Genomic DNA, 24,470 nt, shown 5'->3' with positions numbered 1-24,470 from the left:
CTTTGCCAAGACCACAGAGACCATGACTGAGTCCGTTCTTGACTACATGACCCGCTTGGGTCGCGCCGCCCGCGAAGCCTCCCGCGTAATCGCGCGCGCCAGCACTGCGCAGAAGAACCGCGCCCTGCAGGCTGCCGCCAACGCCCTGGACGCCGCCCGCAGCGAACTCACCGCCGCCAACGAGCAGGACCTGGCCGCTGGCCGGGCCAACGGCCTGGAGCCGGCCATGCTCGAGCGCCTGGCGCTGACCCCTGCGCGCATCGACGGCATGATCGTCGGCCTGCGCCAGGTGGCCAGCCTGCCGGACCCGGTGGGTGCGATCCGCGACATGAGCTATCGGCCGTCGGGTATCCAGGTCGGCAAGATGCGCGTACCCCTGGGCGTGGTGGGCATCATCTACGAGTCGCGTCCCAACGTGACCATCGATGCCGCCAGCCTGTGCCTGAAGTCCGGCAACGCCACCATCCTGCGCGGCGGCTCCGAGGCCATCCATTCCAACCGTGCCATCGCCGCCTGCGTGCAGCGCGGCCTGGCCGAGGCCGGCCTGCCGGCCGCCGTGGTGCAAGTGGTGGAAACCACCGACCGTGAGGCCGTGGGCGCGCTGATCAGCATGCCCGAGTACGTCGATATCATCGTGCCCCGTGGCGGCCGCGGCCTCATCGAGCGCGTCAGCCGCGATGCCAAGGTGCCGGTCATCAAGCACCTGGACGGCATCTGCCACATTTATGTAGCTGCCGACGCCGACCTGGCCAAGGCCCAGCGCATTGCCTTCAACGCCAAGACCTACCGCTACGGTATCTGCGGCGCCATGGAAACCCTGCTGGTGGACGCGGCCGTGGCCGCCGACTTCCTGCCGGCCATGGCTGCCCAGTTCGCCGAGAAGGGCGTGGAGCTGCGCGGCTGCGAGCGCACCCGCGACATCATCCAGGCGCTGCCGGCCACCGAGGCCGACTGGCACACCGAATACCTGGCGGCGATCCTGTCGATTCGCGTGGTCGACGGCCTGGACCAGGCCATCGAGCACATCAATCACTACGGCTCGCACCACACCGATTCCATCGCCACCGAGAACCTGGCAGAGGCCCGGCGGTTCACCGCCGAAGTCGACTCCGCCTCGGTGATGATCAACACCCCGACCTGCTTCGCCGACGGCTTCGAGTATGGCCTGGGTGCGGAAATCGGCATTTCCACGGACAAGATCCACGCCCGTGGCCCGGTAGGCCTGGAAGGCCTGACCTGCGAGAAATACATCGTGGTCGGCGACGGCCAGCTGCGCGGCCAGGAGCCTGCCTGACTTGGGCGACCTGAGCCAGCCAGGCAGCAAACCCGCGCCACGCCGTATCGGCGTGCTGGGGGGCACCTTCGACCCGGTGCACATCGGCCACCTGCGCAGCGCGCTGGAAGTGGCCGATGCGCTGCGCCTGGACGAACTGCGCCTGACGCCCAACGCCCGGCCGCCGCACCGCGGCACCCCGCAGGTGACGCCGCAGGACCGCCTGGCGATGGTGCAGTGCGCGGTGCAGGGCGTGGCGCCCTTGACGGTGGATGCCCGGGAGCTGCAACGGGACAAGCCGTCCTACACCATTGATACGCTGGAGCTGATGCGCGCGGAACTCGCCGCCGATGACCAGCTGTTCCTGCTGCTGGGCTGGGATGCCTTTTGTGGCCTGCCTTCCTGGCACCGCTGGGAAGAACTGCTGCAGCACTGCCATATCCTGGTATTGCAGCGGCCTGACGCCGACAGCGAGCCGCCGGATGCCTTGCGCAACCTGCTGGCCGCGCGGTCGGTCAGCGACCCGCTGGCCCTTGAAGGGCCTGGCGGGAATATTACTTTCGTCTGGCAGACCCCCCTCGCGGTGTCGGCCACCCAGATCCGTCAACTGCTGGCCAGCGGGAAGTCGGTACGTTTCCTGGTGCCTGACGCGGTACTGGCCTACATCGAGGCGCACGGGCTGTACCGTGCGTCCAATTGAACTGAACGAGTTTTATATGACTAAGCAAAAAATCAGCGTATCCGGCGAAGAGCTGGTCGAACTGGCCAAGGCCGCACTGGAAGACGTCAAGGCCCAGGACATCCTGGTCATCGACGTGAAGGACAAGCACAGCCTGACCGACTACATGGTCATCGCCACCGGTACCTCCAGCCGCCAGATCAACGCCATGCTGGACAAGGTTCGCGAGAACGTGAAAGCCAAGGGCGCGCAGCCACTGGGCGAAGAAGGCAAGGGCGAAAGCGACTGGGTGCTGCTGGACCTGGGCGACGTCATCGTGCACATGATGACCGCCGCTGCCCGCCAGTTCTACGACCTGGAACGCCTGTGGCAGGGCGCCGAGCAGAGCCGTGCCGCCAGCGGCGCGCACCACACCCCGGGCAACGAATAAGGCCGGGCCATGCGTCTGCGTCTGATTGCGGTCGGCTCGCGCATGCCGAAGTGGGTGGAAGACGGTTGGCAGGAATACGCCAAGCGTCTGCCGTCCGAGCTTGCCCTGGACCTGGTGGAAATTCCGCTCAACACCCGCGGCAAGAACGCCGACGTGGCGCGCTTCATCCGTCAGGAAGGCGAAGCCATGTTGGCCAAGGTTCAGCCGGGGGAGCGTATCGTCACGCTCGAAGTGCACGGCAAGCCGTGGAGCACCGAGCAGCTGGCGGTAGAGCTGGACAAGTGGCGGCTGGACTCGCGCACCGTCAACTTCATGGTGGGCGGCCCCGAGGGGCTGGCGCCTGAAGTGTGCGCGCGCGCCGACCAGCGCTGGTCGCTGTCGCCCCTGACCTTGCCGCACCCGCTGGTACGCATCCTGATCGGCGAGCAGTTGTATCGCGCCTGGACAGTCCTGTCCGGGCACCCTTACCACAAATAAGCGTACAAGCCGCCTTTCATGTCCCAGCCGATTCGCCTCAAGGATCACGAGAAAGACGCACGCCTGGTGCGTAGCCGCGTCGTGGTCGGCGCAATCGTGGTGATGGTGATGGTGTGTGCGCTGGTGGCTCGCCTGTATTACCTGCAGGTCATCCAGTACGAATATCACTCCACGCTGTCGGAGAACAATCGGGTGCATGTGCAGCCGATTCCGCCGTCGCGGGGGCTGATCTACGACCGTAACGGGGTGATCATCGCCGATAACCGGCCCAGCTTCAGCCTGAGCATGACCCGTGAGCGGGCCGGGGACTGGGCGCAGGTGTTGGACAGCATCGTCCAGATCCTCGACCTGGGCCCTGACGAACGCGCCATGTTCGAAAAGCGCATGAAGCAGGGCCGCCGGCCGTTCGAGCCGGTACCGATACTGTTCGAGCTCAACGAAGAACAGATCGCCCGAATTGCCGTGAACCAGTTCCGCCTGCCTGGGGTGGAAGTGGTCGCGCAGCTGGTGCGCCACTACCCCCAGGGGCCGCATTTCGCCCATTCGGTGGGCTACATGGGGCGCATCAACGAGAAAGAGCTGAAGAGCCTCGACGCCGTGGCCTACAGCGGCACCCACCATATCGGCAAGACTGGCATCGAACGCTTCTACGAGCCGCAGTTGCACGGCCAGGTGGGTTATGAAGAAGTCGAGACCAACGCCCGTGGCCGCGTGCTGCGGGTGCTCAAGCGCACCGACCCGGTGCCCGGCAAGGACATCGTCCTGAGCCTGGACATCAACCTGCAGGAAGCCGCCGAGGCCGCGCTGGCCGGCCGTCGTGGCGCCATCGTCGCCCTCGACCCGCAGACCGGCGAGGTGCTGGCCATGGTCAGCCAGCCGAGCTTCGACCCCAACCTGTTTGTCACCGGCATCAGCTTCAAGGCCTACGCCGACCTGCGCGACTCCATCGACCGGCCGCTGTTCAACCGCGTGCTGCGCGGCCTGTACCCGCCGGGCTCGACCATCAAGCCGGCGGTCGCCATCGCCGGCCTCGACACTGGCGTGGTCACTGCCAGCACCCGGGTGTTCGACCCCGGCTACTACCAATTGCCCAACTTCGACCACAAGTACCGCAACTGGAACCGCAGCGGCGACGGCTGGGTGGACCTGGACACGGCGATCATGCGGTCCAACGACACCTACTTCTACGACCTAGCGCACAAGATGGGCATCGACCGCCTGTCCAGTTACCTCAACCGTTTCGGCATCGGCCAGAAGGTCGCCCTGGACATGTTCGAGGAGTCCCCGGGCCTGATGCCGTCGCGGGACTGGAAGCGCGCTACCCGGCGCCAGGCATGGTTCCCGGGTGAAACCCTGATCCTGGGGATCGGCCAGGGCTACATGCAGGCCACCCCGCTGCAACTGGCCCAGGCCACCGCGCTGGTGGCCAACAAGGGCAAGTGGAACCGTCCGCACCTGGCGCGCACCATCGAAGGTGAACCGCCGGTGGACGAGAACCCCATGGAAGACATTGTGCTGCGCGACCCCAACGACTGGGACCGCGTCAACCACGGCATGCAGCAAGTGATGCACGGTGCCCGTGGTACCGCCCGCAAGGCTTCGGTCGGCGCCCAATACCGCATTGCCGGCAAGAGCGGCACTGCCCAGGTGGTGGCCATCAAGCAGGGCGAAAAATACGACCGCTCCAAACTTCAGGAACGCCATCGCGACCACGCCCTGTTCGTGGGTTTCGCGCCGGCTGACAATCCCAAAATTGTAGTTGCGGTGATGGTGGAGAACGGCGAGTCCGGTTCCGGCGTCGCGGCGCCCGTGGTGCGCCAGGTGATGGACGCCTGGCTGTTGGGCCCCGATGGCCGGCTCAAGCCCGAGTACGCCAGCAATACCGCAACGGAGATCACCGCACGTGAAGAGTAATTTCGATCGCATGCTCTCCAGCGAGGACGTGATGCGCCGCCGCGCCACCTTGCTGCAGCGCATCCACATCGACGGCCCGCTGTTGATCCTGCTGCTGACCCTGGCGGCCGGCAGCCTGTTCGTGCTGTATTCGGCCAGCGGCAAGAGCTGGGACCTGCTGATCAAGCAGGCGACCTCGTTCGGCATCGGCCTGGTGTCCATGCTGCTGATCGCCCAACTGGAACCGCGCTTCATGGCCCGCTGGGTGCCGCTGGCCTACTGCCTGGGGGTGATCCTGCTGGTGGCCGTGGACGTCATGGGCCACAACGCCATGGGCGCCACGCGCTGGATCAACATCCCGGGGGTGATCAAGTTCCAGCCCTCGGAATTCATGAAGATCATCATGCCGGCCACCATCGCCTGGTACCTGGCCAAGCGCACGCTGCCGCCCACGCTCAAGCATGTAGGGGCGAGCCTGATGATGATCGGCATCCCGTTCATTCTCATCGTGCGACAGCCGGACCTGGGCACCTCGCTGCTGATCCTGGCCTCGGGTACATTTGTACTCTTCATGGCCGGCCTGCGCTGGCGCTGGATCATCAGCGTGATCGCCGCGGCGGTGCCGGTGGCGGTGGCGATGTGGTTCTTCATCATGCACGACTACCAGAAGCAGCGAATCCTGACCTTCCTCGACCCCGAGAGCGACCCGCTGGGCACCGGCTGGAACATCATCCAGTCCAAGGCCGCCATCGGTTCGGGCGGGGTGTTTGGCAAGGGCTGGCTGCTGGGCACCCAGTCGCACCTGGACTTCCTGCCCGAAAGCCACACCGACTTCATCATCGCCGTGCTGGGCGAGGAGTTCGGCCTGGTGGGCATCTGCGCCTTGCTGCTGCTGTACCTGGCGCTGATTGGCCGTGGCCTGGTGATTACCGCCCAGGCGCAGACGCTGTTCGGCAAGCTCCTGGCCGGCAGCCTGACCATGACGTTTTTTGTTTACGTTTTCGTCAATATCGGTATGGTCAGCGGCCTATTGCCCGTCGTAGGCGTGCCGCTGCCCTTCATTAGCTACGGCGGAACTTCGCTGGTGACGCTGATGTCAGCGTTTGGGGTTTTGATGTCGATCCATACCCATCGCAAGTGGATCGCGCAGGTTTGATTAAGGTGAAGAATTTCATGCAAGCAGTATGCAACTGGGCCGCTCGGTGCATTCCCTGGGTCGGCCTGGTGGGCATCCTCGGGTCGTCGCAACAGGCGACGGCCGGCGACTACGACGGCACCCCGCAACTGGCCAAGTTCGTTGGCGAGATGACCCGTGACTACGGCTTCGCCGGCGAGCAGGTGATTGGCGTGTTCGAGGAGGTGCAGCGCAAGCAGGCGATCCTCGACGCCATCTCCAAGCCGGCCGAACGGGTGAAACCGTGGAAGGAATACCGCCCGCTGTTCATCACCGACGCGCGCATTGCCCGCGGCGTGGACTTCTGGCGCCAGCACGAGGTAGCGCTCAAGCGTGCCGAACAGGAATACGGCGTGCCGGCGCAGATAATCGTGTCTATTATTGGTGTCGAAACGTTTTTCGGCAGAAATACCGGCAACTACCGGGTGATCGACGCGCTTTCCACCTTGGCGTTCGACTACCCGCCACGGGCCGACTTCTTCCGCAAGGAGCTGCGCGAGTTCCTGCTGCTGTCGCGTGAGCAGCAGGTCGACCCGCTGAGCATCAAGGGTTCGTACGCCGGCGCCATGGGCCTGCCGCAGTTCATGCCCAGCAGTTTCCGCGCCTATGCCGTCGATTTCGACGGCGATGGCCACATCAACATCTGGAGTGACCCCGATGACGCCATCGGCAGTGTCGCCAACTACTTCAAGCAGCACGGCTGGGTGATGGGCCAGCCGGTGGTGAGCCGCGCCTCGGTGCGCGGCGAACACGTGGACGAAGGCCTGAGCCCGGGCATTGATCCGGTCAAGAACGTTGGACAGTTGCGAGCACTGGGCTGGTCGAGTCATGATGCGCTGCGCGACGATATGCCAGTGACTGCTTTCCGCTTCGACGGTGAGTTCGGTCCGGAATATTGGATGGGGCTTGGCAACTTCTACGCCATCACTCGCTATAATCGCAGCGCCATGTATGCCATGGCCGTCTATCAACTGTCGCAAGCACTGGTTCAAGCACGGGGCGTCAAGTAATGCGGACTACGCCGATTCGCACACCACTGAAGCTGATGGGCTACGCAGCCCTGGCCCTGCTCGTCGTCAGCTGCTCGTCGACCAGCCGTGCCCCGCAAAGCGGCGGTTATACCGTGCGCTCGCAGCCTGGCCTGGACATCAACCGGGCCCACAAGGACGGCGCGCCGTGGTGGGACGTGGACGTCTCGCGCATCCCTGACGCCGTGCCCACGCTGCACAGCGGCCCGTACAAGGCCAACCCCTACACGGTGCTGGGCAAGACCTACTTCCCGCTCAACGATGCCAGTAGCTACGTGGCCACCGGCACGGCGTCCTGGTACGGCACCAAGTTCCACGGCCAGAACACCGCCAACGGCGAGGTCTACGACCTGTACGGCATGAGTGCCGCGCACAAGACCCTGCCGCTGCCCAGCTACGTGCGCGTCACCAACCTGGACAACAACCGCAGCGTGATCCTGCGCGTGAATGACCGCGGGCCGTTCTACTCCGACCGCATCATCGACCTGTCCTACGCCGCCGCCAAGAAGCTGGGCTATGCCGAGATCGGCACCGCGCGCGTGAAGGTCGAGGGTATCGACCCGGCCCAGTACTGGGCCCAGCGCGGCCGCCCGGCGCCGCTGATGCTGGACCAGCCGCAGGTGGCGCAGGTGCCGCAGAAACCGGCCATCACCGCGTCGGCCGGCACCATCGAGCAATGGACGCCGCCGCCACAACAGCATGCCGCCGCCGTCCTGCCCGCGCAGATCGACGCAAAAAAAAACGCTTCTGTTCCAGTCTCTGGCCAGTTTCTCCAGGTGGGAGCGTTCGCCAATCCGGACGCTGCGGAGCTGCTGAGGTCGAAGCTGAGTTCGATGGTACGAGCCCCGGTGTTCGTCAGCTCGATCGTGCGCAACCAGCAGACACTGTATCGAGTGCGGATGGGGCCGATCGGCACGCCGGGTGAGGTGCAGCAGACCCAGGACAGCGTGCGCCTGGCCAACCTGGGTTCGCCCAGCGTGGTCACCGCCGAATGACTTTTCCGGCCTGGCAACAGGCCGGACCACGGCTGGCGCCTGTCCTTGGGGGCGGGTGCCAGCCGTTTGATTAACGGCCCGCAGAACGGCTGAGCAATAAACGGGGTCATAGGCCCCGACACAAAACAGATTTTGCCCGAGAGGGCATGTGCCCATTAGCAATTTCGAGAGACGGATGAACATCACCACCTTTGCCAAACGCCTGTGCCTGCCTGTACTGCTGCTGATCGCCCCAGTTGCCATGTCGGCCGAGCAAATGACGCCTGCGGCGCCGCAACTGGCTGCCAAGGCCTACGTACTGATGGAAGCGTCCAGCGGGCAAGTCCTGGTGGATAGCAACGGCGACCAGCGTCTGCCGCCAGCCAGCCTGACCAAACTGATGAGCGCCTACATCGCCACCCTGGAGATCAAGCGCGGCCAGATCGGTGAAAACGATCCGGTGACCGTCAGCGAGAACGCCTGGCGCACCGGTGGTTCGCGGATGTTCCTGAAAGTCGGCTCGCAAGTGTCGGTCAGCGACCTGCTGCACGGCATCATCATCCAGTCGGGCAACGACGCCACCGTGGCCCTGTCCGAGCACATCGCCGGCAGCGAAGACGCCTTCGCCGACATGATGAACAAGACCGCCGGCGACCTGGGCATGGAGAACAGCCACTTCATGAACCCTACCGGGCTGCCGAACCCGGATCACTACTCCACCCCGCACGACATCGCCAAGCTGGCCCGCGCGATCATCAACATCGACCCGGCCCACTACGCGATCTACTCGCAGAAAGAGTTCTTCTGGAACAACATCAAGCAGCCTAACCGCAACCTGCTGCTGTGGCGCGACAAGACCGTCGACGGCTTGAAAACCGGCCACACCGAAGAAGCCGGCTACTGCATGGCGGCCTCGGCCGTACGTGATGGCATGCGCCTGATCGCGGTCGTATTCGGTACCACCAGCGAAGCCGCTCGTGCCGCCGAGACCCAGAAGCTGCTGACCTACGGTTTCCGCTTCTTCGAAACCCAGACCTTCTACCAGAAGGGCGCCGAGCTGGCTAAAGCACCGGTTTGGAAAGGTGCTACCCACGAAGTGCGCGCCGGCCTTGCCGACGACCTGACCATGACCCTGCCAAAAGGCCAGCTGAAAGGCCTGACCGCCACCATGACCATGAAGCCACAGCTGACCGCGCCTATCGCCAAAGGTGACGTGATCGGTAAAGTGGAAGTCAAAAACGGTGACCAGGTGGTCCACAGCGCCGACCTGATCGCCCTCGACGCGGTCGAGGAAGGTGGCTTCATCCGCCGCATGTGGGATAGCATTCGTCTATTCTTCTACGGCTTGTTCAACTGATTACGTGAACAGCATGCCCCCTGGCTGCGCCGTGCGGCCAGGGGGTTTGTCCGTCTTCACGGCTTAAGAGGCCGTTACTGCTATGACAGACACAGAAGTCAAGGCTCCTAAAATCGAATTCCCTTGCGCCGATTATCCGATCAAAGTAATCGGTGATACCGGCGCGGGCTTCAAAGACAAAGTCATCGAAATTGTCACGCGTCACGCCGACATCGAACATGACAAGACCGCCGAACGCCAGAGCAGCAATGGCAAGTACACCACGCTGCAGCTGCACATCCTGGCCACCGGGCAAGACCAGCTCTACAACATCAACAGCGAACTGCGTGCCACCGGCGTAGTTAAAATGGTGCTCTGATGTCGCGGTGCCTGGGCTTTCGCGAACTGGGCCTTGTGGCCTACGAGCCGGTCTGGCACGCGATGCAACGTTTTACCGACCAGCGCACTCCGGAAACCGGGGACGAGGTCTGGCTGGTGCAGCACCCCGCGGTGTTCACCCAGGGCCAGGCGGGCAAGGCCGAGCACCTGCTGGTACCCGGCGACATCCCGGTGGTGCAGGTGGACCGTGGCGGCCAGGTGACCTACCACGGCCCCGGCCAGTTGGTGGCGTACCTGCTGCTGGACGTGCGACGGCTGGGCTACGGCGTGCGTGACCTGGTCACGCGCATCGAGCAGACCCTCGTCGCGCTGCTGGACGAGTATGGTGTACCGGCGGCGGCCAAGGCCGATGCCCCCGGTGTGTATGTCCAGGGTGCGAAGATCGCCTCGCTGGGCCTGCGGATCCGCAACGGGTGTTCCTTTCATGGCCTGGCCTTGAACGTGGACATGGACCTGGCGCCGTTCCGCCGTATCAACCCCTGCGGATATGCCGGGCTGGCGATGACCCAGTTGTGCGATCATGCAGGCCAGATTGAATATGCCGAGGTTGGTGCCCGGCTGCGCGCGCAGCTCGTCAAGCACCTCGACTACGCTGAGCAGACGACCCTGACGGGCGGAATCGATTGATATGACTACCGCGCAAGACACAGCTGAATCCGTGCAATCCATGATCCCGGTGACCAACGTGACCCCGCCCCGGCCAAAAGTCGAGGCCGGCGTGAAGCTGCGTGGTGCCGAGAAGGTCGCGCGTATTCCGGTGAAGATCATCCCTACCGAAGAACTGCCGAAGAAGCCTGACTGGATCCGCGTACGCATCCCGGTTTCGCCGGAAGTCGACCGCATCAAGCAGCTGCTGCGCAAGCACAAGCTGCACAGCGTGTGCGAGGAAGCGTCCTGCCCGAACCTGGGCGAGTGCTTCTCCGGTGGTACCGCTACCTTCATGATCATGGGTGACATCTGCACCCGTCGCTGCCCGTTCTGCGACGTCGGCCACGGCCGTCCGAAAGCCCTGGATGCCGACGAGCCAATGAACCTGGCCGTGGCCATCGCCGACCTGCGCCTCAAGTACGTGGTCATCACCTCGGTGGACCGCGACGACCTGCGCGACGGCGGTGCCCAGCACTTCGCCGACTGCCTGCGGGAAATCCGCAAGCTGTCGCCGGGCGTGCAGCTGGAAACCCTGGTGCCGGACTACCGCGGCCGCATGGACGTGGCGCTGGCCATCACCGCCGCCGAGCCGCCGGATGTGTTCAACCACAACCTGGAAACCGTGCCGCGCCTGTACAAGGCCGCGCGCCCGGGTTCGGACTACCAGTGGTCGCTGACCCTGCTGCAGAAGTTCAAGGAACTGGTCCCTCACGTGCCGACCAAATCCGGCCTGATGCTGGGCCTGGGCGAGACCGACGAGGAAGTGATCGAAGTGATGCATCGCATGCGCGAGCACAACATCGACATGCTGACCCTGGGCCAGTACCTGCAACCGTCGCGCAGCCACTTGCCGGTGCAGCGTTTCGTGCACCCGGACACCTTCGCCTGGTTTGCCGAGGAAGGCTACAAGATGGGCTTCAAGAACGTCGCCTCCGGCCCGCTGGTACGTTCCTCGTACCACGCCGACCAGCAGGCGCACGAGGCCAAGATCAAGCTCTGATCGACGCCTGAAGCACCCGTGCCGGCCGGCAGTTCACCGAACTGCGGCCGGCATTGTTGTTCATGGGCCATGACATTGGGATACAGGGGGTTACACGGCTATGCTGTTCTGTCACGGGGAACGCTCTAAAGTAGGCGCTTTCGATCCACGCAAGGAGCCCATCGAATGACACACCAAGCCGCTGCCACCCTGCCGCGCAGGGTACCCACCGAGGCGCAGATCGCCCTGATCGCGCCCGCCGGCCCCAAGGATTTCAGTGTCGAGGCCGCCGAACGCTGGGTCACCAGCCGAGGCCACCGGCTCAAGGTCTACCCTGGCGTGCTGCAGCACCAGGGCTACCTGGCCGGCAGCGACCAGACGCGCCTGCAGGACCTGCACGACGCCTTCGCCGACCCCGAGAACGACGCGATCATCTGCCTGCGCGGTGGCTACGGCACCCCGCGGCTGCTGGAACACATCGACTACGAGCTGATCGCCCGCCACGCCAAGCCCTTCATTGGCTACAGCGACATCACCGCCTTGCACCTGGCGTTCGCCCGGCACTGTAATTTCGTCACCTTCCACGGCCCCATGCTCACCTCGGACCTGCTGGCCAACCGCCAGGCGCCCACCGAGGACTCGCTGCGCCGCCTGCTGCGTGGCCAGCTGCGCGCCGGTGACCTGCTGGCGCACCCGGTGGCCCACCCGCTGACGTGCATCGAGCATGGCGTGGCCAGCGGGCGCCTGACCGGCGGCAACCTGTCGATGATCTGCGCCACCCTGGCTACCGACTACGAAATCGACCTGAACGGCGCCATCCTCTTCATCGAGGACGTTGGCGAGCCGCTGTACAGGGTTGACCGGCTGCTCACGCAACTGCGCCTTGCCGGGCGTTTCAAGGGCCTTCGCGGGGTATTGGTGGGGGACTTCTCGGGGTTGGACGTGCCGCGGCTGACGCCGTTGCTCAAGGAGGTCTTCGAGCCGATGGGCATCCCGGTGCTGGCGGGTTGGCGCAGTGGCCATTGCGACCCGAACCTGACCTTGCCGCTAGGCGCCCAGGTGCGCCTGGACGCGGGCCAGAAGACCCTGATGCTGGAGCAGGATGTGGTGCGGTAGAGTCTGGACGCGGCCTTGCGGCCGCTTGCTGCGTGTGCGTTGTGTGCGATTGCTGTAGCCGCTGCCGCCAGGCTGCGCTGGCCCCGGCGTGCACTGAAGATTTTCAGCGTGGCATAGGGCCAGCGCAGCCTTCGGCAGCGGCTACGCCGAACCTGCATAGCAGCTGCCGCCAGGCTGCGTCCGGCCTCTGCGCGGTCTGCCCGCCAATGCGCGGCGCCCGCATCGCGGCCAAGGCCGGCTCCTACCACGTAGGGCGTAGGAGCCGACTTTAGTCGCGATGAAGACGACGCCGTTTCAAAACAGTTGCTGCTACGGGGCGGGTGTAGCAGCGGCCGCAGGCCGCGTCCAGGGCTTACTGACCCCGCAAACTATCCAGCAGCTTGTGGTTGGCATACCCATCCGCCGGCCAGCCCAGCGCCTGCTGCGCCTGGCGGATCGACTTGCGGGTGTTGGCGCCGATGATGCCGTCCGGCGTGCCGGCGTCATACCCCTTGGCGGTCAGCAGCGTCTGCAACTCGATACGCTCGGTGCGGCTCAACGGCAGGTCATCGCGCGGCCATTCGCCGGTCACGTAGCCGCCGCCATCGAAACGCTGGGACAGCAGGCTCACCGCCAGCGCGTACGATGACGAGTTGTTGTACTTGAGGATGGCGCGGAAGTTGTCCAGCACCAGGAACGCCGGGCCACGGTAGCCCGCCGGCAACAGCAGCGACGCCGACAGTTGCTCGCTGCCGGTGGGCAGGCGGGTGCCCGGCGTGACCTTCACGCCCATCTGCAGCCATTCGCCCACCGGCTTGCGCAGGGTGCCGTCGGCCTGGGCGTAGTCGAAGCCTGGCGCCAGTTGCACTTCAAAGCCCCACGGCTGGCCACGCTGCCAGCCGGAGCTTTGCAGGTAGTGGGCGGTGGAGGCGAGGGCGTCCGGCGCACTGTTCCAGATATCCCGGCGGCCATCGCCGTCGAAGTCCACCGCGTGGGTGTTGTAGGTGGACGGGATGAACTGGGTCTGGCCCATGGCGCCCGACCAGGAGCCCAGCATGGCTTCTGGCTGGATATCACCGTTCTGCAGGATCTGCAGCGCGGCAATCAACTGGTCCTGGGCGAAGCTCTGGCGGCGGCCTTCGTAGGCCAGGGTCGCCAGGGAGCGGATCACCGACTTGTCACCCTGGAACTGGCCGAAGCTGCTTTCCATGCCCCACACCGCCACCAGTGCCTGGCGGTCCACCCCATAGCGCTGCTCGATGCGTTGCAGCACGTCGCCGTACTGGCTCATCAGCGCCTGGCCCTTGCGCACACGCACCGGCGAGATGGCGCCATCCAGGTATTCCCACACCGGCCGGGTGAATTCCGGCTGGCTGCGGTCGGCCTTGACCACGCTCGGGTCTGGGGTAACGCCGGCGAAGGCGCGGTCGAACACATCCGGACGAATGCCAGCTTGCAGGGCCTGCTGGCGGAAACCGTCCTCCCACTGCGCAAAGGTCTCGCTGGGCAACACCACGCCATCGGCATCCACCGGCGCGGCCGTGGTCAACGGGGCCTGTGGCGAGGTTTTCTGGGCGGGGACGGGCAGGGCATCGGCGGCGGCGGTCGGCTTTTCAGCGCAAGCGCCCAGCAGAACGAGAACGGAGGCAGCGAGCAGGTGACGCATGTGCACACGCTGGGGACGACGAAGAGGCATTCACAGGTCCAGGTATTTCGGGTTCAGGTGTGGACCATAACATGAGAGCAGGGGGGGAGGGGTAGCGCGGGGCAACGTTCGGGGTGAATGGGCTTTTCAGGCGGCCAGAAAAGGAGAAGCCTCCCAGTTTTTCGACTGGAAGGCTTCGCGTTTGTAGCTGCCCTTGCCCTTGGTGGGACGTTCCTGGCGGCTGCGGAACAGGGGCTGGGCGATGATGGACTTGGCCTTGTTGGGGCGCTTTTTGCTCATGGCGTGTCTCCTTGGTTGGAGCGCCGATCATACGCCTCTGCACACACCATGCAACCGTAGCAGCGGCCGCAGGCCGCGTCCCGGGCACTGCGCTTGTACCGCGTTGCCTGGGACGCAGCCTTCGGCAGCTGCTACGGGTTTCATTACTGGGCGGGGAGCACCGTTCGCTGGCCAGCCATCAACAGCGACAGCCGCGACAGGCTGATCCACACCGAACCCTGGGCCTGGCCCTTGATCTGCGCGTCGATGTGCTGGGCGTCCTGCAGCAGTTCGCCCCAGCGCTTGGCCGAGTGGCGTTGCAGGGCCTTGCTCATCAACGGCCGGCGCTTGTCCCACACCGGCGGCTTGGCGCTACTGAACGCCTTGTCCAGCGGCGTGCCCTGGCTGTATTGCAGCGAGATATTGGCCAGCGTGCGCAACTCCCGGGCCAGGGCCCAGAGGATGACCGGCGGTTCCACGCCTTCGCCACGCAAGCCTTCGAGCATGCGCAGGGCATGGGCGGCCTCGCCGTTGAGCACTGCGTCTACCAGGCCGAAGACGTCGAAACGCGCGCTGTCAGCCACCGCCGATTGCACGGTTTCCAAGGTAACCTGGTTGTTCTCGGCCAGCAGCTTGAGCTTCTCGATTTCCTGGGCGGCAGCCAGCAGGTTGCCTTCCACGCGGGCGGCAATTAGCTCCACCGCGTCCTGCTGCGCAGCCAGGCCGGCCTGGGACAGGCGCTGGCGAATCCATTGCGGCAGCTGGTTGGCGTCCACCGGCCAGATCTGCACGAACTGGGTCTGCTGGCCTTCGACCAGCGCCTTGCCCCACTTGGTCTTCTGCGCGCTGCCATCGAGCTTGGGCAGGCTGATCAGCAGCAGGGTGTCTTCGGCAGGGCGCGAGCAGTACTCGATGAGCGCCGCGGCGCCCTTGTCACCGGGCTTGCCCGAGGGCAGGCGCAGTTCCAGCAGGCGCCGCTGGGCGAACAGCGACAGGCTGGCGCCAGCCTGCAGCAGGGTGCCCCAGTCGAAGTTGGCGTCGGCGCTGAACACCTGGCGCTCGTCGAAACCTTGCTGGCGCGCAGCGGCGCGCACTGCGTCGGCGGCTTCCTGGCACAGCAGCGGGTCGTCGCCACTGATCACGTAGATCGGCGCCAGGCTGCCTTGCAGGTGCTTGTTGAGTTGGGCGGGGGTCAGTTTCATGGTGATGAAAGAAGGGGCGCCTGAGCGCCCCGTTCCTCTTTTACTTCGAAGGGATCTGGACAGGCGACTGTTGCGGCGTCGCGTCACGAATGCGTTGCGCTTCAGCTTCCTGCTCGGCCAGGGCCTTGGCCTTGGCTTCGGCGTCATCCTGCAGCTTGTCCAGCTGCTGCGGGGTGATCTGCTGGAGGCGAAGCATCAGGCGCTGGACGATTTCACGCCGGATCTCGTCGCGAGTCTCGTGAGCCACCTGGTCGGAACCCGCCAGGTTGTTGCCATCCTGAGTGTAGGTCTTGTCGACGACAATCTTGTCGCTGAGCAGGTTCAGGTTCTCGTGGCCGACAATGTCGTAGCTCAGGGTAGTGGTCAGCTCGTACTCAGCCGAACGCGTACCGCTGCTGTAGCTGGCGGTGCGCTGGTCTTCCTGCTCGCGGCTCAGCACCAGCTTGTAGGGGGCGCCGTCGTAGACCTTCACACCGCTGGCGGCGATCTGCTTGCGCAACTGCATCACGGTAGGGCCATAGGCATCACGGGCAGTGACATTCAGCTCCTTGAGAGCCATGACGCTGGTGCCGGTGCCGCGCAACTGGAAACCGCAGGCGCCCAGCAACACGGCCAGGCCCATAACCAGTAGATTGCGTTTGATCATCTTGTTGCTCCCTAGAAACCTTGTGGGCCGACTCTGTAAATGGCGCCCGGTTGCCCGGGCGCGCTGATCCGATCAGCTGGCGACGATATTGACCAGTTTCCCCGGCACGACGATGACCTTGCGGATCGTCAGGCCGTCGATGAAGCGCAGCACGTTCTCGTTGACCCGCGCAGCCGCCTCGATTTCCTCGCGGCTGGCGCTGGCCGGCATCTCGATCTGGCCACGCAGCTTGCCGTTGACCTGGATCACCAGTTGCAGGCTGTCCTGTACCAGGGCGCTTTCGTCCAGCACCGGCCAGCCGGCGTCGATGACGGCGCCGGCGTGGCCCAGCGCATTCCACAGCTCGTGGCAGATGTGCGGGGTGATCGGGGCCAGCAGCAGGGTCACGGTCTCCAGGCCTTCCTGGATCAGTGCACGGTCCTGCTCGGTAGCCTGCGGGGCCTTTTCCAGCACGTTCATCAGGGTCATCACCTGGGCGATGGCGGTGTTGAACTTGTGGTGCTGGCCGATATCCTGGCTGGCCTGGCGGATGGCCAGGTGCGTGGCGCGGCGGATAGCCTTCTGTTCGTCGTTCAGGCTGGCAACGTCCAGCGCGGCCGGCAGGCCCTGGGCCACGTGGGCCTGGGCCAGGCGCCAGACGCGACGCATGAAGCGGTGCGAGCCTTCGACGCCGGAGTCGGACCATTCCAGGCTCATGTCGGGCGGCGAGGCGAACATCATGAACAGGCGGCAGGTGTCAGCGCCGTACTGGTCGATCATGGACTGCGGGTCGACGCCGTTGTTCTTCGACTTCGACATCTTCTCGGTGCCACCGATTTCCACCGGCAGGCCGTCGCTGATCAGCTTGGCGCTGATGACCTTGGCCTTGCTGTCGCGCTCAAGCTCGACGTCGGCCGGGTTGAACCAGGTCTTGCCGCCGTTATCTTCCAGGCGGTAGTAGGTCTCGGCGACCACCATGCCCTGGGTCAGCAGGTTCTTGAACGGCTCGTTGGAGCTGACCAGGCCTTCGTCGCGCATCAGCTTGTGGAAGAAGCGCGCGTACAGCAGGTGCAGGATGGCGTGTTCGATACCGCCGATGTACTGGTCAACCGGCAGCCAGTGGTTGGCCGCGGCCGGGTCGACCATGCCTTGCTCGTACTGTGGCGAGGCGTAGCGGGCGTAGTACCACGACGACTCCACGAAGGTGTCCATGGTGTCGGTTTCACGCTTGGCCGGTGCGCCGCATTTCGGGCAGCTGCACTCGTAGAACTCGGGCATGCGCGCCAGCGGCGAGCCGGCGCCGTCCGGCACCACGTCTTCGGGCAGCTTGACCGGCAGCTGGTCTTCGGGCACTGGCACGTCGCCACAGGCGTCGCAGTGGATGATCGGGATCGGGCAGCCCCAGTAGCGCTGGCGGCTGATGCCCCAGTCGCGCAGGCGGAACTGGGTGCGCGACTTGCCCAGCTCTTTCTTGATCAGCGCCACTTCCATGGCGTCGAAGGCGCCCGCGAAGTCCAGGCCGTCGAACTCGCCGGAATTGATCAGCGTGCCGTGCTCGCCATAGGCTTCCTGCCAGGGGGCAGGGTTGGTGTCGCCGGCGCTGGTGCGTACCACCGACTTCACCGGCAGGCCGTACTTGTGGGCGAACTCGAAGTCACGCTCGTCGTGTGCAGGCACGGCCATGACCGCGCCGTCGCCGTAGTGCATCAGCACGTAGTTGGCGACCCACACTGGCAGCTTGTCGCCGGTCAGCGGGTGCTCGACGAACAGCGCCGTCGGCATGCCTTTCTTTTCCTGGGTGGCGACGTCGGCTTCGGCGACGCTGCCGCTCTTGCATTCGTTGATGAACGCCTGCAGCTCAGGGTTGTTCTGCGCGGCCAGGGTGGCCAGCGGGTGCTCGGCGGCCACGGCCACGTAGGTGGCGCCCATCAGGGTGTCGGGGCGGGTGGTGAACACTTTCAGGGTGCCGGCTTCGCCGATCGACGCCTGGTGGTACGGGAACTGCACTTCCATGCCGCGCGACTTGCCGATCCAGTTGCGCTGCATGGTCTTGACCTGTTCCGGCCAGCCAGTCAGTTCGTCCAGGCTTTCCAGCAGCTCTTCGGCGTAGGCAGTGATGGCGAAGTAGTACATCGGGATTTCGCGCTTCTCGATCAGCGCGCCCGAACGCCAGCCACGGCCGTCGATGACCTGCTCGTTGGCCAGCACGGTCTGGTCGACCGGGTCCCAGTTCACGGTGCCGTTCTTGCGGTAGATCACGCCTTTTTCGAACAGGCGGGTGAACAGCCACTGCTCCCAACGGTAGTAGTCAGGCTTGCAGGTGGTGACTTCGCGCGACCAGTCGATGGCCAGGCCCAGGCTTTTCAGCTGGGTCTTCATGTAGGCGATGTTCTCGTAGGTCCACTTGGCCGGCGCGACCTTGTTCTTCATGGCGGCGTTTTCCGCCGGCATGCCGAAGGCGTCCCAACCCATCGGCTGCAGGACGTTCTTGCCCTGCATGCGGTGGTAACGCGAGATCACGTCGCCGATGGTGTAGTTGCGCACGTGCCCCATATGTAGCTTGCCGCTGGGGTAGGGGAACATCGACAGGCAGTAGTAGGTCTCCTTGCCTGGTTGTTCACTTACTTCAAAGGACTTTTGCTCGTCCCAGAACGACTGGGCGGCGGCTTCGATTTCGCGGGGCTGATAGAGTTCGTGCATGGCTACTTTGCGCTGAGAAATGGGTGACCTTATCCAGGCAGCGTGAAATCCGCTACACCCGGCAATCCGGTGGCGATCTTTAAACGCCGTAGCATACATGACCCCGCTTCAAGGTGGGAAACCCATATTGCATCCAGGCATGCCCATCCAACCCGGCCAAAAGCCAGCAAAGCCCCGCAGGCATTGGCCGTTGGTCGCGGCAGCGGGCTGGTTTCGCCTGCGCCGCTAAGCTCATCAATGGGGAAGCTGTTTTATCTTCAATGAGGTGAACGGATGGTTGAGTCACATGTTAATGCTATGAAGCCGGAGCTGTTCGAGCGTCTGATCGATCGTCTCGGCCTGGCCCTCGACGTTGCCCGCACATCTGTACGTTTGCGCAACGAAGTGCCTGCCGAACTCGAGTTGCGTGGCTTGAGCCGCGCGGAAGTGGAACTGATCAATGCCTACCTGGACTCCATGCCAGTGGGCGTGCATGCCGGTGCCGTGGTGCGTGACCCCAGGGACGCCGCGCCCGCCACCAGCAACGTGGTGTGGATCAAGGACAAGACCGCGAGAAAGACCGGCGCCAAGGCAAGGGCCGCGCAGTTCAAATAATAGACCGGAGGCGCTGCTCATGCACCCAGACCGCCGGCGAGACTTGCGTACACACATTCAGATTGAGGCCGTGCGCCTTAACCCTTAGGCTTCGGGCATCCTGGGAGATGCTCGATGCCTTTTCGTTACTTCATCAAACAATTATTCCTGCCGCCTGGCGTGCTTTTCCTGTGCCTGCTGCTGGCCTGGTGGCTGCGCCGCTCGCGGCCGCGCCTGGCCCTGGCCTGCTTCGTGGTGGGCCTGGCCGGGCTGTGGCTGATGAGCATGCCGCGGGTGGTGCAGCTGGCCGCCCACGGGCTGGAGCAGGAACCGGCCCTTAGCGCTGAACAGTGGCCGCAACTGGCCCAGCGCGCTGATGCCATCGTGATCCTGGGCGCCGGCCGCGAGCGTGGCGACCCGGCCTGGGGCGGTGAAGACCAGCCCACCGGCGTCAATCTCGAACGGGTGCGCTACGCGGCCCGGCTGGCCAAGGCCTCGGGCTTGCCGATACTCACCTCCGGCGGCCTGCACTACGGCTCGCCGCCCAGCGAGGCGTACATCATGGCCACCTCGCTGCGCGACGATTTCGGCGTGGCCACCCGCTGGCAGGAAGGCGCCAGCCGCACCACCTGGGAAAACGCCACCATGAGCGCCGAGATCCTCAAGGCCCAGGGCATCCACCGCGTGGTGGTGGTCACCCAGGCCTGGCACATGCCGCGGGCGCGCTGGAGCTTCGAACATGCGGGGCTTGAGGTGGTGAGCGCGCCGGTGGGCTTCCTGGGCATCGACAACGCCCGCCCGCTGGGCGGCTGGATGCCCGAGGGCAAGGCGTTCTGGCAGAGCGGGCAGTTGTTGAACGAGGCGGTGGGGTTGATTGGGTATCGCTTGTTCTACCGGTAGCGGTGGCTGGGACGCGGCCTACGGCCGCTGCTACACGGCCCCTGTAGCAGCGGCCGCAGGCCGCGTCACAGTTACACCGTCTTGGCGATGCGGCTGGCCAGTAGGGCCCAGCCGAACAGCACCAGGCACAGGATGATCAGCGGCCACGAGCGCCATTGCAGGTACGGCGTGAGCTGGTGCATGGGCACCACGTCGCCGTACAGGATGCCTTTCTGGAACTGCGGGATCTGCGCGGTGATCTGCCCGAACGGGTTGATCAGCGCGGTGACGCCGTTGTTGGTGGCGCGGATCATCCAGCGGCCGGCCTCAAGGGCACGCATCTGTGCCATCTGCAGGTGCTGCAGCGGGCCGATGGAGGTGCCGAACCAGGTGTCGTTGCTGATGGTCAGCAGCAGGTCGGCCTTGGCGGCTTCACCCGCGGCAAACTCGGGGTACACCACTTCGTAGCAGATGAACGGCGCGATCTGGTAGCCCTTGGCCTGCAGCAAAGCCTGGTCGGCCGGGCCACGGGCGAAGTCCGACATGGGCAGGTCGAAGAAGGTGATCAGCCCGCGCAGCAGGTCCTGCAGCGGCACGTATTCGCCGAACGGCACCAGCTTTTGCTTGAGGTAGGTGCCATCACCCTGGCCCACCACGGTAATGCCGTTGTAGTACTGGTTCTGGTGGCGCACCTGCTGGCGGATCGGCACGCCGGTGATCAGCGCCGCGTTATGGCTGGAGGCGAAGTTGCCCATCATGTCCAGGTAGCCCTGGGCGTTGTCCATCAGCACCGGCACGGCGGTTTCCGGCCAGATGATCAGGTCGGTCTTCTTCGCCGTGAAGGTCATGTCGCGGTACAGCGCCAGCTGCGCGTCGACCTGGGCCGGGTCCCATTTCATTTCCTGCTCGATGTTGCCCTGCACGGCCGCCACGCTCAGCGGCTGGCCCAGGGGCTCGGTCCAGGCGTGATGCTTGAGCGCCAGGCCGATGCCCCAGGGGGCCAGTAGCAGGACGATGCCGGCCACCAGGAAGGAGGCGCGCTGGCGCAGGCGATGCAGGTTGCACAGCAGGGCTGCGGTCAGGGCCAGCACGAAGGAGATCAGCCACATGCCACCCACCGGCGCCAGTCCGGCCAGGGGGCCGTCAAGTTGGCTATAACCGGCGTACAGCCACGGGAAACCGGTCAGGAACCAGCCGCGGAAAGCCTCCTGGGCCACCCACAGGGCGCCGAAGGCCAGGGCGTCGGCCAGTGGCGCCTCGTTGCGGCGCAGCCAGCGCGCCCACAGCCAGGTGGGCAGGGCGAAGAACAGCGCCACCGCAATGCTGAACAGCAGCATCAGGAAGCCGGCCAGCAGCACCGAGGCGCCGCCGAAGTTGTGAATGCTGACGTAGATCCAGCTGGTGCCTGCGCCGAACAGGCCGAAGCCGTAGGCCCAGCCACGCATGAACGCCTGGCGCGGGCTTAGCCCGCGCAGGCCCAGGTACAGCAGCGCCAGCGACAACAGTGACAACGGCCAGATGTTGAACGGCGCCAGCGCCAGGGGAGTCAGGGCACCGGCCGCCACGGCCAGCAGGTTACCGGGCCAGCCGGGGCGGGTGATCCAGCGCATCTTGATCCTTAATGCGTTTTCAGCGGGAAATGGGGGTCAGGCGCAGCAAGTGTATCCGGCGGCTGTCGGCGTTGAGAATGCGGAAGCGGTAAGCACCTATTTCCGTGGTCTCGTTGCGCTTGGGCAGGTGGCCGAAAGCACTCATCACCAGGCCACCGACGGTGTCGAACTCGTCGTCGGAGAACTCGCTGTCGAAGAACTCGTTGAAGTTCTCGATGGGCGTCAGGGCCTTGATCAGGAAGTCGCCGCTGGGCAGAGGCTTGATGTAGCTGTCCTCTTCCACGTCGTGCTCGTCCTCGATGTCGCCGACGATCTGCTCAAGCACGTCTTCAATCGTCACCAGGCCTGCCACGCCGCCGTATTCGTCGATGACGATGGCCATGTGGTTGTGGTTGGCGCGGAACTCGCGCAGCAACACGTTCAGGCGCTTGGACTCGGGCACGAAGGTGGCCGGGCGCAGCAGGTCCTTGATGTTGAAGTTGTCGCCGTTCTCCTTGAGGATCAACGGCAGCAGGTCCTTGGCCAGCAGCACGCCAATCACGTCGTCGTGGCTGTCACCGATCACCGGGTAGCGGGAGTGGGCGGCGTCGATCACCGCGGGCAGGAATTCGCGAGGTGTCTGGGTCGACTTGATGCTGATCATCTGCGAGCGCGGCACCATGATGTCGCGCACTTGCAGGTCGGCAACCTGGATAGCGCCTTCGACGATGGTCAGCGCTTCGCTGTCGAGCAGCTTGTTCTGGTGGGCTTCGCGCAGCAGCTCCAGCAGCTCCTGGCGGTTTTTCGGCTCATGGGCAAAAGCCTGGGTGATTTTACCCAGCCATGACTTCTGCCCGTTGCTCGATCGATCTTCGCTCATGGCCCTTTTCTCGTGATCCTTGCTGTTTCGGTGGTGAATATTAGTGTTCATCGTCGTCTGCATAGGGGTCGGGATGACCCAGTTTGGCAAGCAACTCTCGTTCCAGCGCTTCCATCTCCTCGGCTTCCTCGTCCTCTTCATGGTCGAAACCAAGCAGGTGCAGGCAGCCGTGGATGACCAGGTGCGCCCAATGCGCTTCCAGCGACTTGCCTTGTTCGGCCGCTTCGCGCTCCACCACTGCCACGCAGATCACCAGATCGCCGAGCAGGGGGATGTCGAGCATGTCGTCAGGCACGTCTGCCGGGAAGGATAAGACGTTGGTGGCGTAATCTTTATGACGGTAGGTGTTGTTCAGCTCGCGCCCTTCGGGCACGTCCACCAGGCGGATGGTCAGCTCCGAATCACCCTTGCGCATGCCCAGCGCCGTCTCGCACCATTGCTGGAAGAGCGTTTCGCTGGGCACCGGGTCATTGGTGGCAACCTGCAGGTCCAGTTCAACCATTGCGCACGTTGTCCTTTTCTGCCGGGCGGGCATCGAAGCGCTCGTAGGCTTCGACGATGCGCTGCACCAGCGGATGGCGCACCACGTCCTTGGGCTTGAAATGGGTGAAGCTGATGCCTGGCACGCCATCGAGCACTTCGATGACGTGCGCCAGGCCCGACTTGGTGCCCTTGGGCAGGTCGACCTGGGTGATGTCGCCGGTGATCACGGCGGTGGAGCCGAAACCGATACGGGTGAGGAACATCTTCATCTGCTCGACGGTGGTGTTCTGGCTTTCGTCGAGGATGATGAAACTGTTGTTCAGGGTGCGACCGCGCATGTAGGCCAGCGGGGCAATCTCGATCACCTGGCGCTCGATGAGCTTGGCCACGTGCTCGAAGCCCAGCATCTCGTACAGCGCGTCGTAGAGCGGGCGCAGGTACGGGTCGATCTTCTGGGCCAGGTCGCCGGGCAGGAAGCCCAGCTTCTCACCGGCTTCGACCGCCGGGCGCACCAGCAGGATGCGACGCACCTGCTCGCGCTCCAGCGCGTCCACCGCGCAGGCCACGGCCAGGTAGGTCTTGCCGGTACCGGCCGGGCCGATGCCGAAGTTGATGTCGTTGCCCAGGATTTCCTTCACGTAGCGCTGCTGGTTCAGCCCGCGCGGGCGAATCATGCCCTTGCGCGTGCGCAACGACACCGGCACTTCGTTGGAAGACGGGTTGTCCAGCTCTTCGATGGCCGACTCCTGCAGGTACAGGTGCACCAGGTCCGGGGACAGCTCGGTGGCCTTGGTCTCCCGGTACAGGCGACGTAGCAGGTGCTCGGCAGAGGTGGTGTGCGTGGGTTCGCCAATCAGCTCGAACTGGTTGCCGCGGTTGCGGATCTCGATCTCGAGACGTTGTTCGATCAGGCGCAGGTGTTCGTCGAACTGCCCGCAGAGGTTGGCGAAGCGGCGAGCCTCGAAGGGCTCGAGGATGAAACGATGAGGTTCTATGGGTGCGTTCAAGGTCGTTTTTAGCCGCCCGACGGCAATTGAGTTGGATTCAAGGATAACCCCAGCAGGCCAGCGGCGAAAGGCCCCAGATGTCCAGTGGTCATGTAATGCACGCGCCCACCCCGGTAACAACCGCCCTGCCATCGGTCGGCTCATCTTCGAGCGGGGTTCCTGGCATTGCCGGGCGGGCGCCTGTGCTATAGTTTTCGCCCTCTTTACCACCCCCGACTGTTGC

24 protein-coding genes are annotated in these 24,470 nt (G+C 64.7%); 15 read left to right on the top strand and 9 right to left on the bottom strand.

From position 1 onward, the window contains the following. Positions 1-22 precede the first annotated feature (22 nt). The 13 genes from AC0Z2B_RS19520 to AC0Z2B_RS19460 all read left to right on the top strand — a co-directional run bounded on the left by AC0Z2B_RS19520 (position 23) and on the right by AC0Z2B_RS19460 (position 12,406). Positions 23-1,294, top strand: a complete 1,272-nt coding sequence (locus AC0Z2B_RS19520; RefSeq protein WP_473004608.1) for a glutamate-5-semialdehyde dehydrogenase — start codon at positions 23-25, stop codon at positions 1,292-1,294. Between the two features lie 10 nt (positions 1,295-1,304). Beyond that, complete coding sequence (gene nadD / locus AC0Z2B_RS19515; RefSeq protein ID WP_476298847.1) at positions 1,305-1,973, top strand: nicotinate-nucleotide adenylyltransferase; 669 nt, start codon at positions 1,305-1,307, stop codon at positions 1,971-1,973. 16 nt (positions 1,974-1,989) lie between these two features. Continuing rightward, positions 1,990-2,382 (top strand): ribosome silencing factor, encoded by a 393-nt coding sequence (gene rsfS, locus AC0Z2B_RS19510; protein WP_027981076.1) that lies wholly within the window; start codon positions 1,990-1,992, stop codon positions 2,380-2,382. Positions 2,383-2,391: 9 nt separating this feature from the next. Continuing rightward, positions 2,392-2,859, top strand: a complete 468-nt coding sequence (rlmH, locus tag AC0Z2B_RS19505; RefSeq protein WP_027981077.1) for a 23S rRNA (pseudouridine(1915)-N(3))-methyltransferase RlmH — start codon at positions 2,392-2,394, stop codon at positions 2,857-2,859. Positions 2,860-2,877: 18 nt separating this feature from the next. After that, positions 2,878-4,773 (top strand): penicillin-binding protein 2, encoded by a 1,896-nt coding sequence (gene mrdA / locus AC0Z2B_RS19500; protein WP_416427065.1) that lies wholly within the window; start codon positions 2,878-2,880, stop codon positions 4,771-4,773. 31 nt (positions 4,774-4,804) lie between these two features. Next, positions 4,805-5,908, top strand: a complete 1,104-nt coding sequence (rodA, locus tag AC0Z2B_RS19495) for a rod shape-determining protein RodA (RefSeq protein ID WP_416427476.1) — start codon at positions 4,805-4,807, stop codon at positions 5,906-5,908. 17 nt (positions 5,909-5,925) lie between these two features. Beyond that, the gene (mltB, locus tag AC0Z2B_RS19490; RefSeq protein ID WP_416427064.1) at positions 5,926-6,936 is read left to right on the top strand and encodes a lytic murein transglycosylase B; all 1,011 of its coding nucleotides are present in this window, start codon (positions 5,926-5,928) and stop codon (positions 6,934-6,936) included. Beyond that, positions 6,936-7,949 (top strand): septal ring lytic transglycosylase RlpA family protein, encoded by a 1,014-nt coding sequence (locus AC0Z2B_RS19485; protein ID WP_416427063.1) that lies wholly within the window; start codon positions 6,936-6,938, stop codon positions 7,947-7,949. Before mltB ends, AC0Z2B_RS19485 begins: the two co-directional genes overlap by 1 nt. 175 nt (positions 7,950-8,124) lie before the next feature. Then, on the top strand, positions 8,125-9,285 hold the full coding sequence (locus AC0Z2B_RS19480; protein WP_476298823.1) for a D-alanyl-D-alanine carboxypeptidase family protein: 1,161 nt from the start codon (positions 8,125-8,127) through the stop codon (positions 9,283-9,285). Between the two features lie 82 nt (positions 9,286-9,367). Further along, on the top strand, positions 9,368-9,643 hold the full coding sequence (locus AC0Z2B_RS19475) for a DUF493 domain-containing protein (RefSeq protein WP_027981082.1): 276 nt from the start codon (positions 9,368-9,370) through the stop codon (positions 9,641-9,643). Next, positions 9,643-10,290, top strand: coding sequence for a lipoyl(octanoyl) transferase LipB (gene lipB / locus AC0Z2B_RS19470; RefSeq protein ID WP_476298822.1), 648 nt, complete (start codon positions 9,643-9,645; stop codon positions 10,288-10,290). The genes AC0Z2B_RS19475 and lipB overlap by 1 nt, the downstream gene beginning before the upstream one ends. A 40-nt stretch (positions 10,291-10,330) precedes the next feature. Continuing rightward, complete coding sequence (gene lipA, locus AC0Z2B_RS19465; protein ID WP_416427474.1) at positions 10,331-11,311, top strand: lipoyl synthase; 981 nt, start codon at positions 10,331-10,333, stop codon at positions 11,309-11,311. 165 nt (positions 11,312-11,476) lie between these two features. After that, positions 11,477-12,406 (top strand): S66 peptidase family protein, encoded by a 930-nt coding sequence (locus AC0Z2B_RS19460; RefSeq protein ID WP_476298820.1) that lies wholly within the window; start codon positions 11,477-11,479, stop codon positions 12,404-12,406. A gap of 352 nt (positions 12,407-12,758) precedes the next feature. Here AC0Z2B_RS19460 and AC0Z2B_RS19455 read toward each other — a convergent pair whose 3' ends face one another. From AC0Z2B_RS19455 to leuS, 5 genes are all read right to left on the bottom strand, one after another. Continuing rightward, entirely contained in the window at positions 12,759-14,081 is a 1,323-nt protein-coding gene (locus AC0Z2B_RS19455; protein ID WP_476298818.1) for a lytic murein transglycosylase, read from the bottom strand. Positions 14,082-14,177: 96 nt separating this feature from the next. After that, positions 14,178-14,330, bottom strand: coding sequence for an alternative ribosome rescue factor ArfA (gene arfA, locus AC0Z2B_RS19450; protein ID WP_027981087.1), 153 nt, complete (start codon positions 14,328-14,330; stop codon positions 14,178-14,180). A 143-nt stretch (positions 14,331-14,473) separates the two neighbouring features. Further along, a complete protein-coding gene (holA, locus tag AC0Z2B_RS19445) occupies positions 14,474-15,511 on the bottom strand; it encodes a DNA polymerase III subunit delta (protein WP_416427058.1) in 1,038 nt (345 codons plus the stop codon). Positions 15,512-15,551: 40 nt separating this feature from the next. Further along, positions 15,552-16,157: an LPS-assembly lipoprotein LptE gene (locus AC0Z2B_RS19440; protein WP_476298816.1), complete on the bottom strand. Its 606-nt coding sequence runs from the start codon at positions 16,155-16,157 to the stop codon at positions 15,552-15,554. Between the two features lie 72 nt (positions 16,158-16,229). Next, positions 16,230-18,836 carry a leucine--tRNA ligase gene (leuS, locus tag AC0Z2B_RS19435; RefSeq protein WP_476298814.1) on the bottom strand — a complete coding sequence of 869 codons (2,607 nt, stop codon included), beginning with the start codon at positions 18,834-18,836 and terminating at the stop codon, positions 16,230-16,232. Between the two features lie 273 nt (positions 18,837-19,109). Between leuS and AC0Z2B_RS19430 the strand changes: the two genes are divergently transcribed. Together AC0Z2B_RS19430 and AC0Z2B_RS19425 are read left to right on the top strand one after the other, a co-directional pair. Continuing rightward, positions 19,110-19,430: a hypothetical protein gene (locus tag AC0Z2B_RS19430; protein WP_476298812.1), complete on the top strand. Its 321-nt coding sequence runs from the start codon at positions 19,110-19,112 to the stop codon at positions 19,428-19,430. 114 nt (positions 19,431-19,544) lie between these two features. After that, a complete protein-coding gene (locus AC0Z2B_RS19425) occupies positions 19,545-20,309 on the top strand; it encodes a YdcF family protein (protein WP_476298810.1) in 765 nt (254 codons plus the stop codon). Positions 20,310-20,380: 71 nt separating this feature from the next. Here the strand turns inward: AC0Z2B_RS19425 and lnt are convergent, their stop codons facing one another. Genes lnt through AC0Z2B_RS19405 form a run of 4 tightly spaced genes read right to left on the bottom strand, consistent with a single transcriptional unit; the run spans position 20,381 to position 24,247 of the window. After that, complete coding sequence (gene lnt, locus AC0Z2B_RS19420; protein ID WP_416427053.1) at positions 20,381-21,898, bottom strand: apolipoprotein N-acyltransferase; 1,518 nt, start codon at positions 21,896-21,898, stop codon at positions 20,381-20,383. A gap of 19 nt (positions 21,899-21,917) precedes the next feature. After that, entirely contained in the window at positions 21,918-22,757 is an 840-nt protein-coding gene (locus tag AC0Z2B_RS19415) for an HlyC/CorC family transporter (protein WP_416427052.1), read from the bottom strand. 40 nt (positions 22,758-22,797) lie between these two features. Beyond that, the gene (gene ybeY, locus AC0Z2B_RS19410; protein ID WP_416427051.1) at positions 22,798-23,259 is read right to left on the bottom strand and encodes an rRNA maturation RNase YbeY; all 462 of its coding nucleotides are present in this window, start codon (positions 23,257-23,259) and stop codon (positions 22,798-22,800) included. After that, complete coding sequence (locus AC0Z2B_RS19405; RefSeq protein ID WP_476298807.1) at positions 23,252-24,247, bottom strand: PhoH family protein; 996 nt, start codon at positions 24,245-24,247, stop codon at positions 23,252-23,254. The genes ybeY and AC0Z2B_RS19405 overlap by 8 nt, the downstream gene beginning before the upstream one ends. Positions 24,248-24,470: the final 223 nt, after the last annotated feature.

Source organism: Pseudomonas sp. GYB4201, assembly GCF_056312595.1.
The sequence above is the reverse complement of the archived record's forward strand: the minus strand, read 5'-3'. Positions and strand labels throughout refer to the sequence as shown.

Excerpts from the sequence above, each read along its gene's own strand:
- mrdA (WP_416427065.1), top strand. The coding sequence starts at position 2,878 with ATGTCCCAGCCGATTCGCCTCAAGGATCACGAGAAAGACGCACGCCTG.
- AC0Z2B_RS19415 (WP_416427052.1), bottom strand. The coding sequence starts at position 22,757 with ATGAGCGAAGATCGATCGAGCAACGGGCAGAAGTCATGGCTGGGTAAA.
- lipA (WP_416427474.1), top strand. The coding sequence starts at position 10,331 with ATGATCCCGGTGACCAACGTGACCCCGCCCCGGCCAAAAGTCGAGGCC.
- AC0Z2B_RS19430 (WP_476298812.1), top strand. The coding sequence starts at position 19,110 with ATGGTTGAGTCACATGTTAATGCTATGAAGCCGGAGCTGTTCGAGCGT.
- rlmH (WP_027981077.1), top strand. The coding sequence starts at position 2,392 with ATGCGTCTGCGTCTGATTGCGGTCGGCTCGCGCATGCCGAAGTGGGTG.
- AC0Z2B_RS19485 (WP_416427063.1), top strand. The coding sequence starts at position 6,936 with ATGCGGACTACGCCGATTCGCACACCACTGAAGCTGATGGGCTACGCA.
- arfA (WP_027981087.1), bottom strand. The coding sequence starts at position 14,330 with ATGAGCAAAAAGCGCCCCAACAAGGCCAAGTCCATCATCGCCCAGCCC.
- holA (WP_416427058.1), bottom strand. The coding sequence starts at position 15,511 with ATGAAACTGACCCCCGCCCAACTCAACAAGCACCTGCAAGGCAGCCTG.
- AC0Z2B_RS19440 (WP_476298816.1), bottom strand. The coding sequence starts at position 16,157 with ATGATCAAACGCAATCTACTGGTTATGGGCCTGGCCGTGTTGCTGGGC.
- lnt (WP_416427053.1), bottom strand. The coding sequence starts at position 21,898 with ATGCGCTGGATCACCCGCCCCGGCTGGCCCGGTAACCTGCTGGCCGTG.
- AC0Z2B_RS19475 (WP_027981082.1), top strand. The coding sequence starts at position 9,368 with ATGACAGACACAGAAGTCAAGGCTCCTAAAATCGAATTCCCTTGCGCC.
- rsfS (WP_027981076.1), top strand. The coding sequence starts at position 1,990 with ATGACTAAGCAAAAAATCAGCGTATCCGGCGAAGAGCTGGTCGAACTG.
- AC0Z2B_RS19480 (WP_476298823.1), top strand. The coding sequence starts at position 8,125 with ATGAACATCACCACCTTTGCCAAACGCCTGTGCCTGCCTGTACTGCTG.
- ybeY (WP_416427051.1), bottom strand. The coding sequence starts at position 23,259 with ATGGTTGAACTGGACCTGCAGGTTGCCACCAATGACCCGGTGCCCAGC.
- rodA (WP_416427476.1), top strand. The coding sequence starts at position 4,805 with ATGCGCCGCCGCGCCACCTTGCTGCAGCGCATCCACATCGACGGCCCG.
- mltB (WP_416427064.1), top strand. The coding sequence starts at position 5,926 with ATGCAAGCAGTATGCAACTGGGCCGCTCGGTGCATTCCCTGGGTCGGC.
- AC0Z2B_RS19520 (WP_473004608.1), top strand. The coding sequence starts at position 23 with ATGACTGAGTCCGTTCTTGACTACATGACCCGCTTGGGTCGCGCCGCC.
- AC0Z2B_RS19425 (WP_476298810.1), top strand. The coding sequence starts at position 19,545 with ATGCCTTTTCGTTACTTCATCAAACAATTATTCCTGCCGCCTGGCGTG.
- leuS (WP_476298814.1), bottom strand. The coding sequence starts at position 18,836 with ATGCACGAACTCTATCAGCCCCGCGAAATCGAAGCCGCCGCCCAGTCG.
- AC0Z2B_RS19460 (WP_476298820.1), top strand. The coding sequence starts at position 11,477 with ATGACACACCAAGCCGCTGCCACCCTGCCGCGCAGGGTACCCACCGAG.
- AC0Z2B_RS19455 (WP_476298818.1), bottom strand. The coding sequence starts at position 14,081 with ATGCCTCTTCGTCGTCCCCAGCGTGTGCACATGCGTCACCTGCTCGCT.
- lipB (WP_476298822.1), top strand. The coding sequence starts at position 9,643 with ATGTCGCGGTGCCTGGGCTTTCGCGAACTGGGCCTTGTGGCCTACGAG.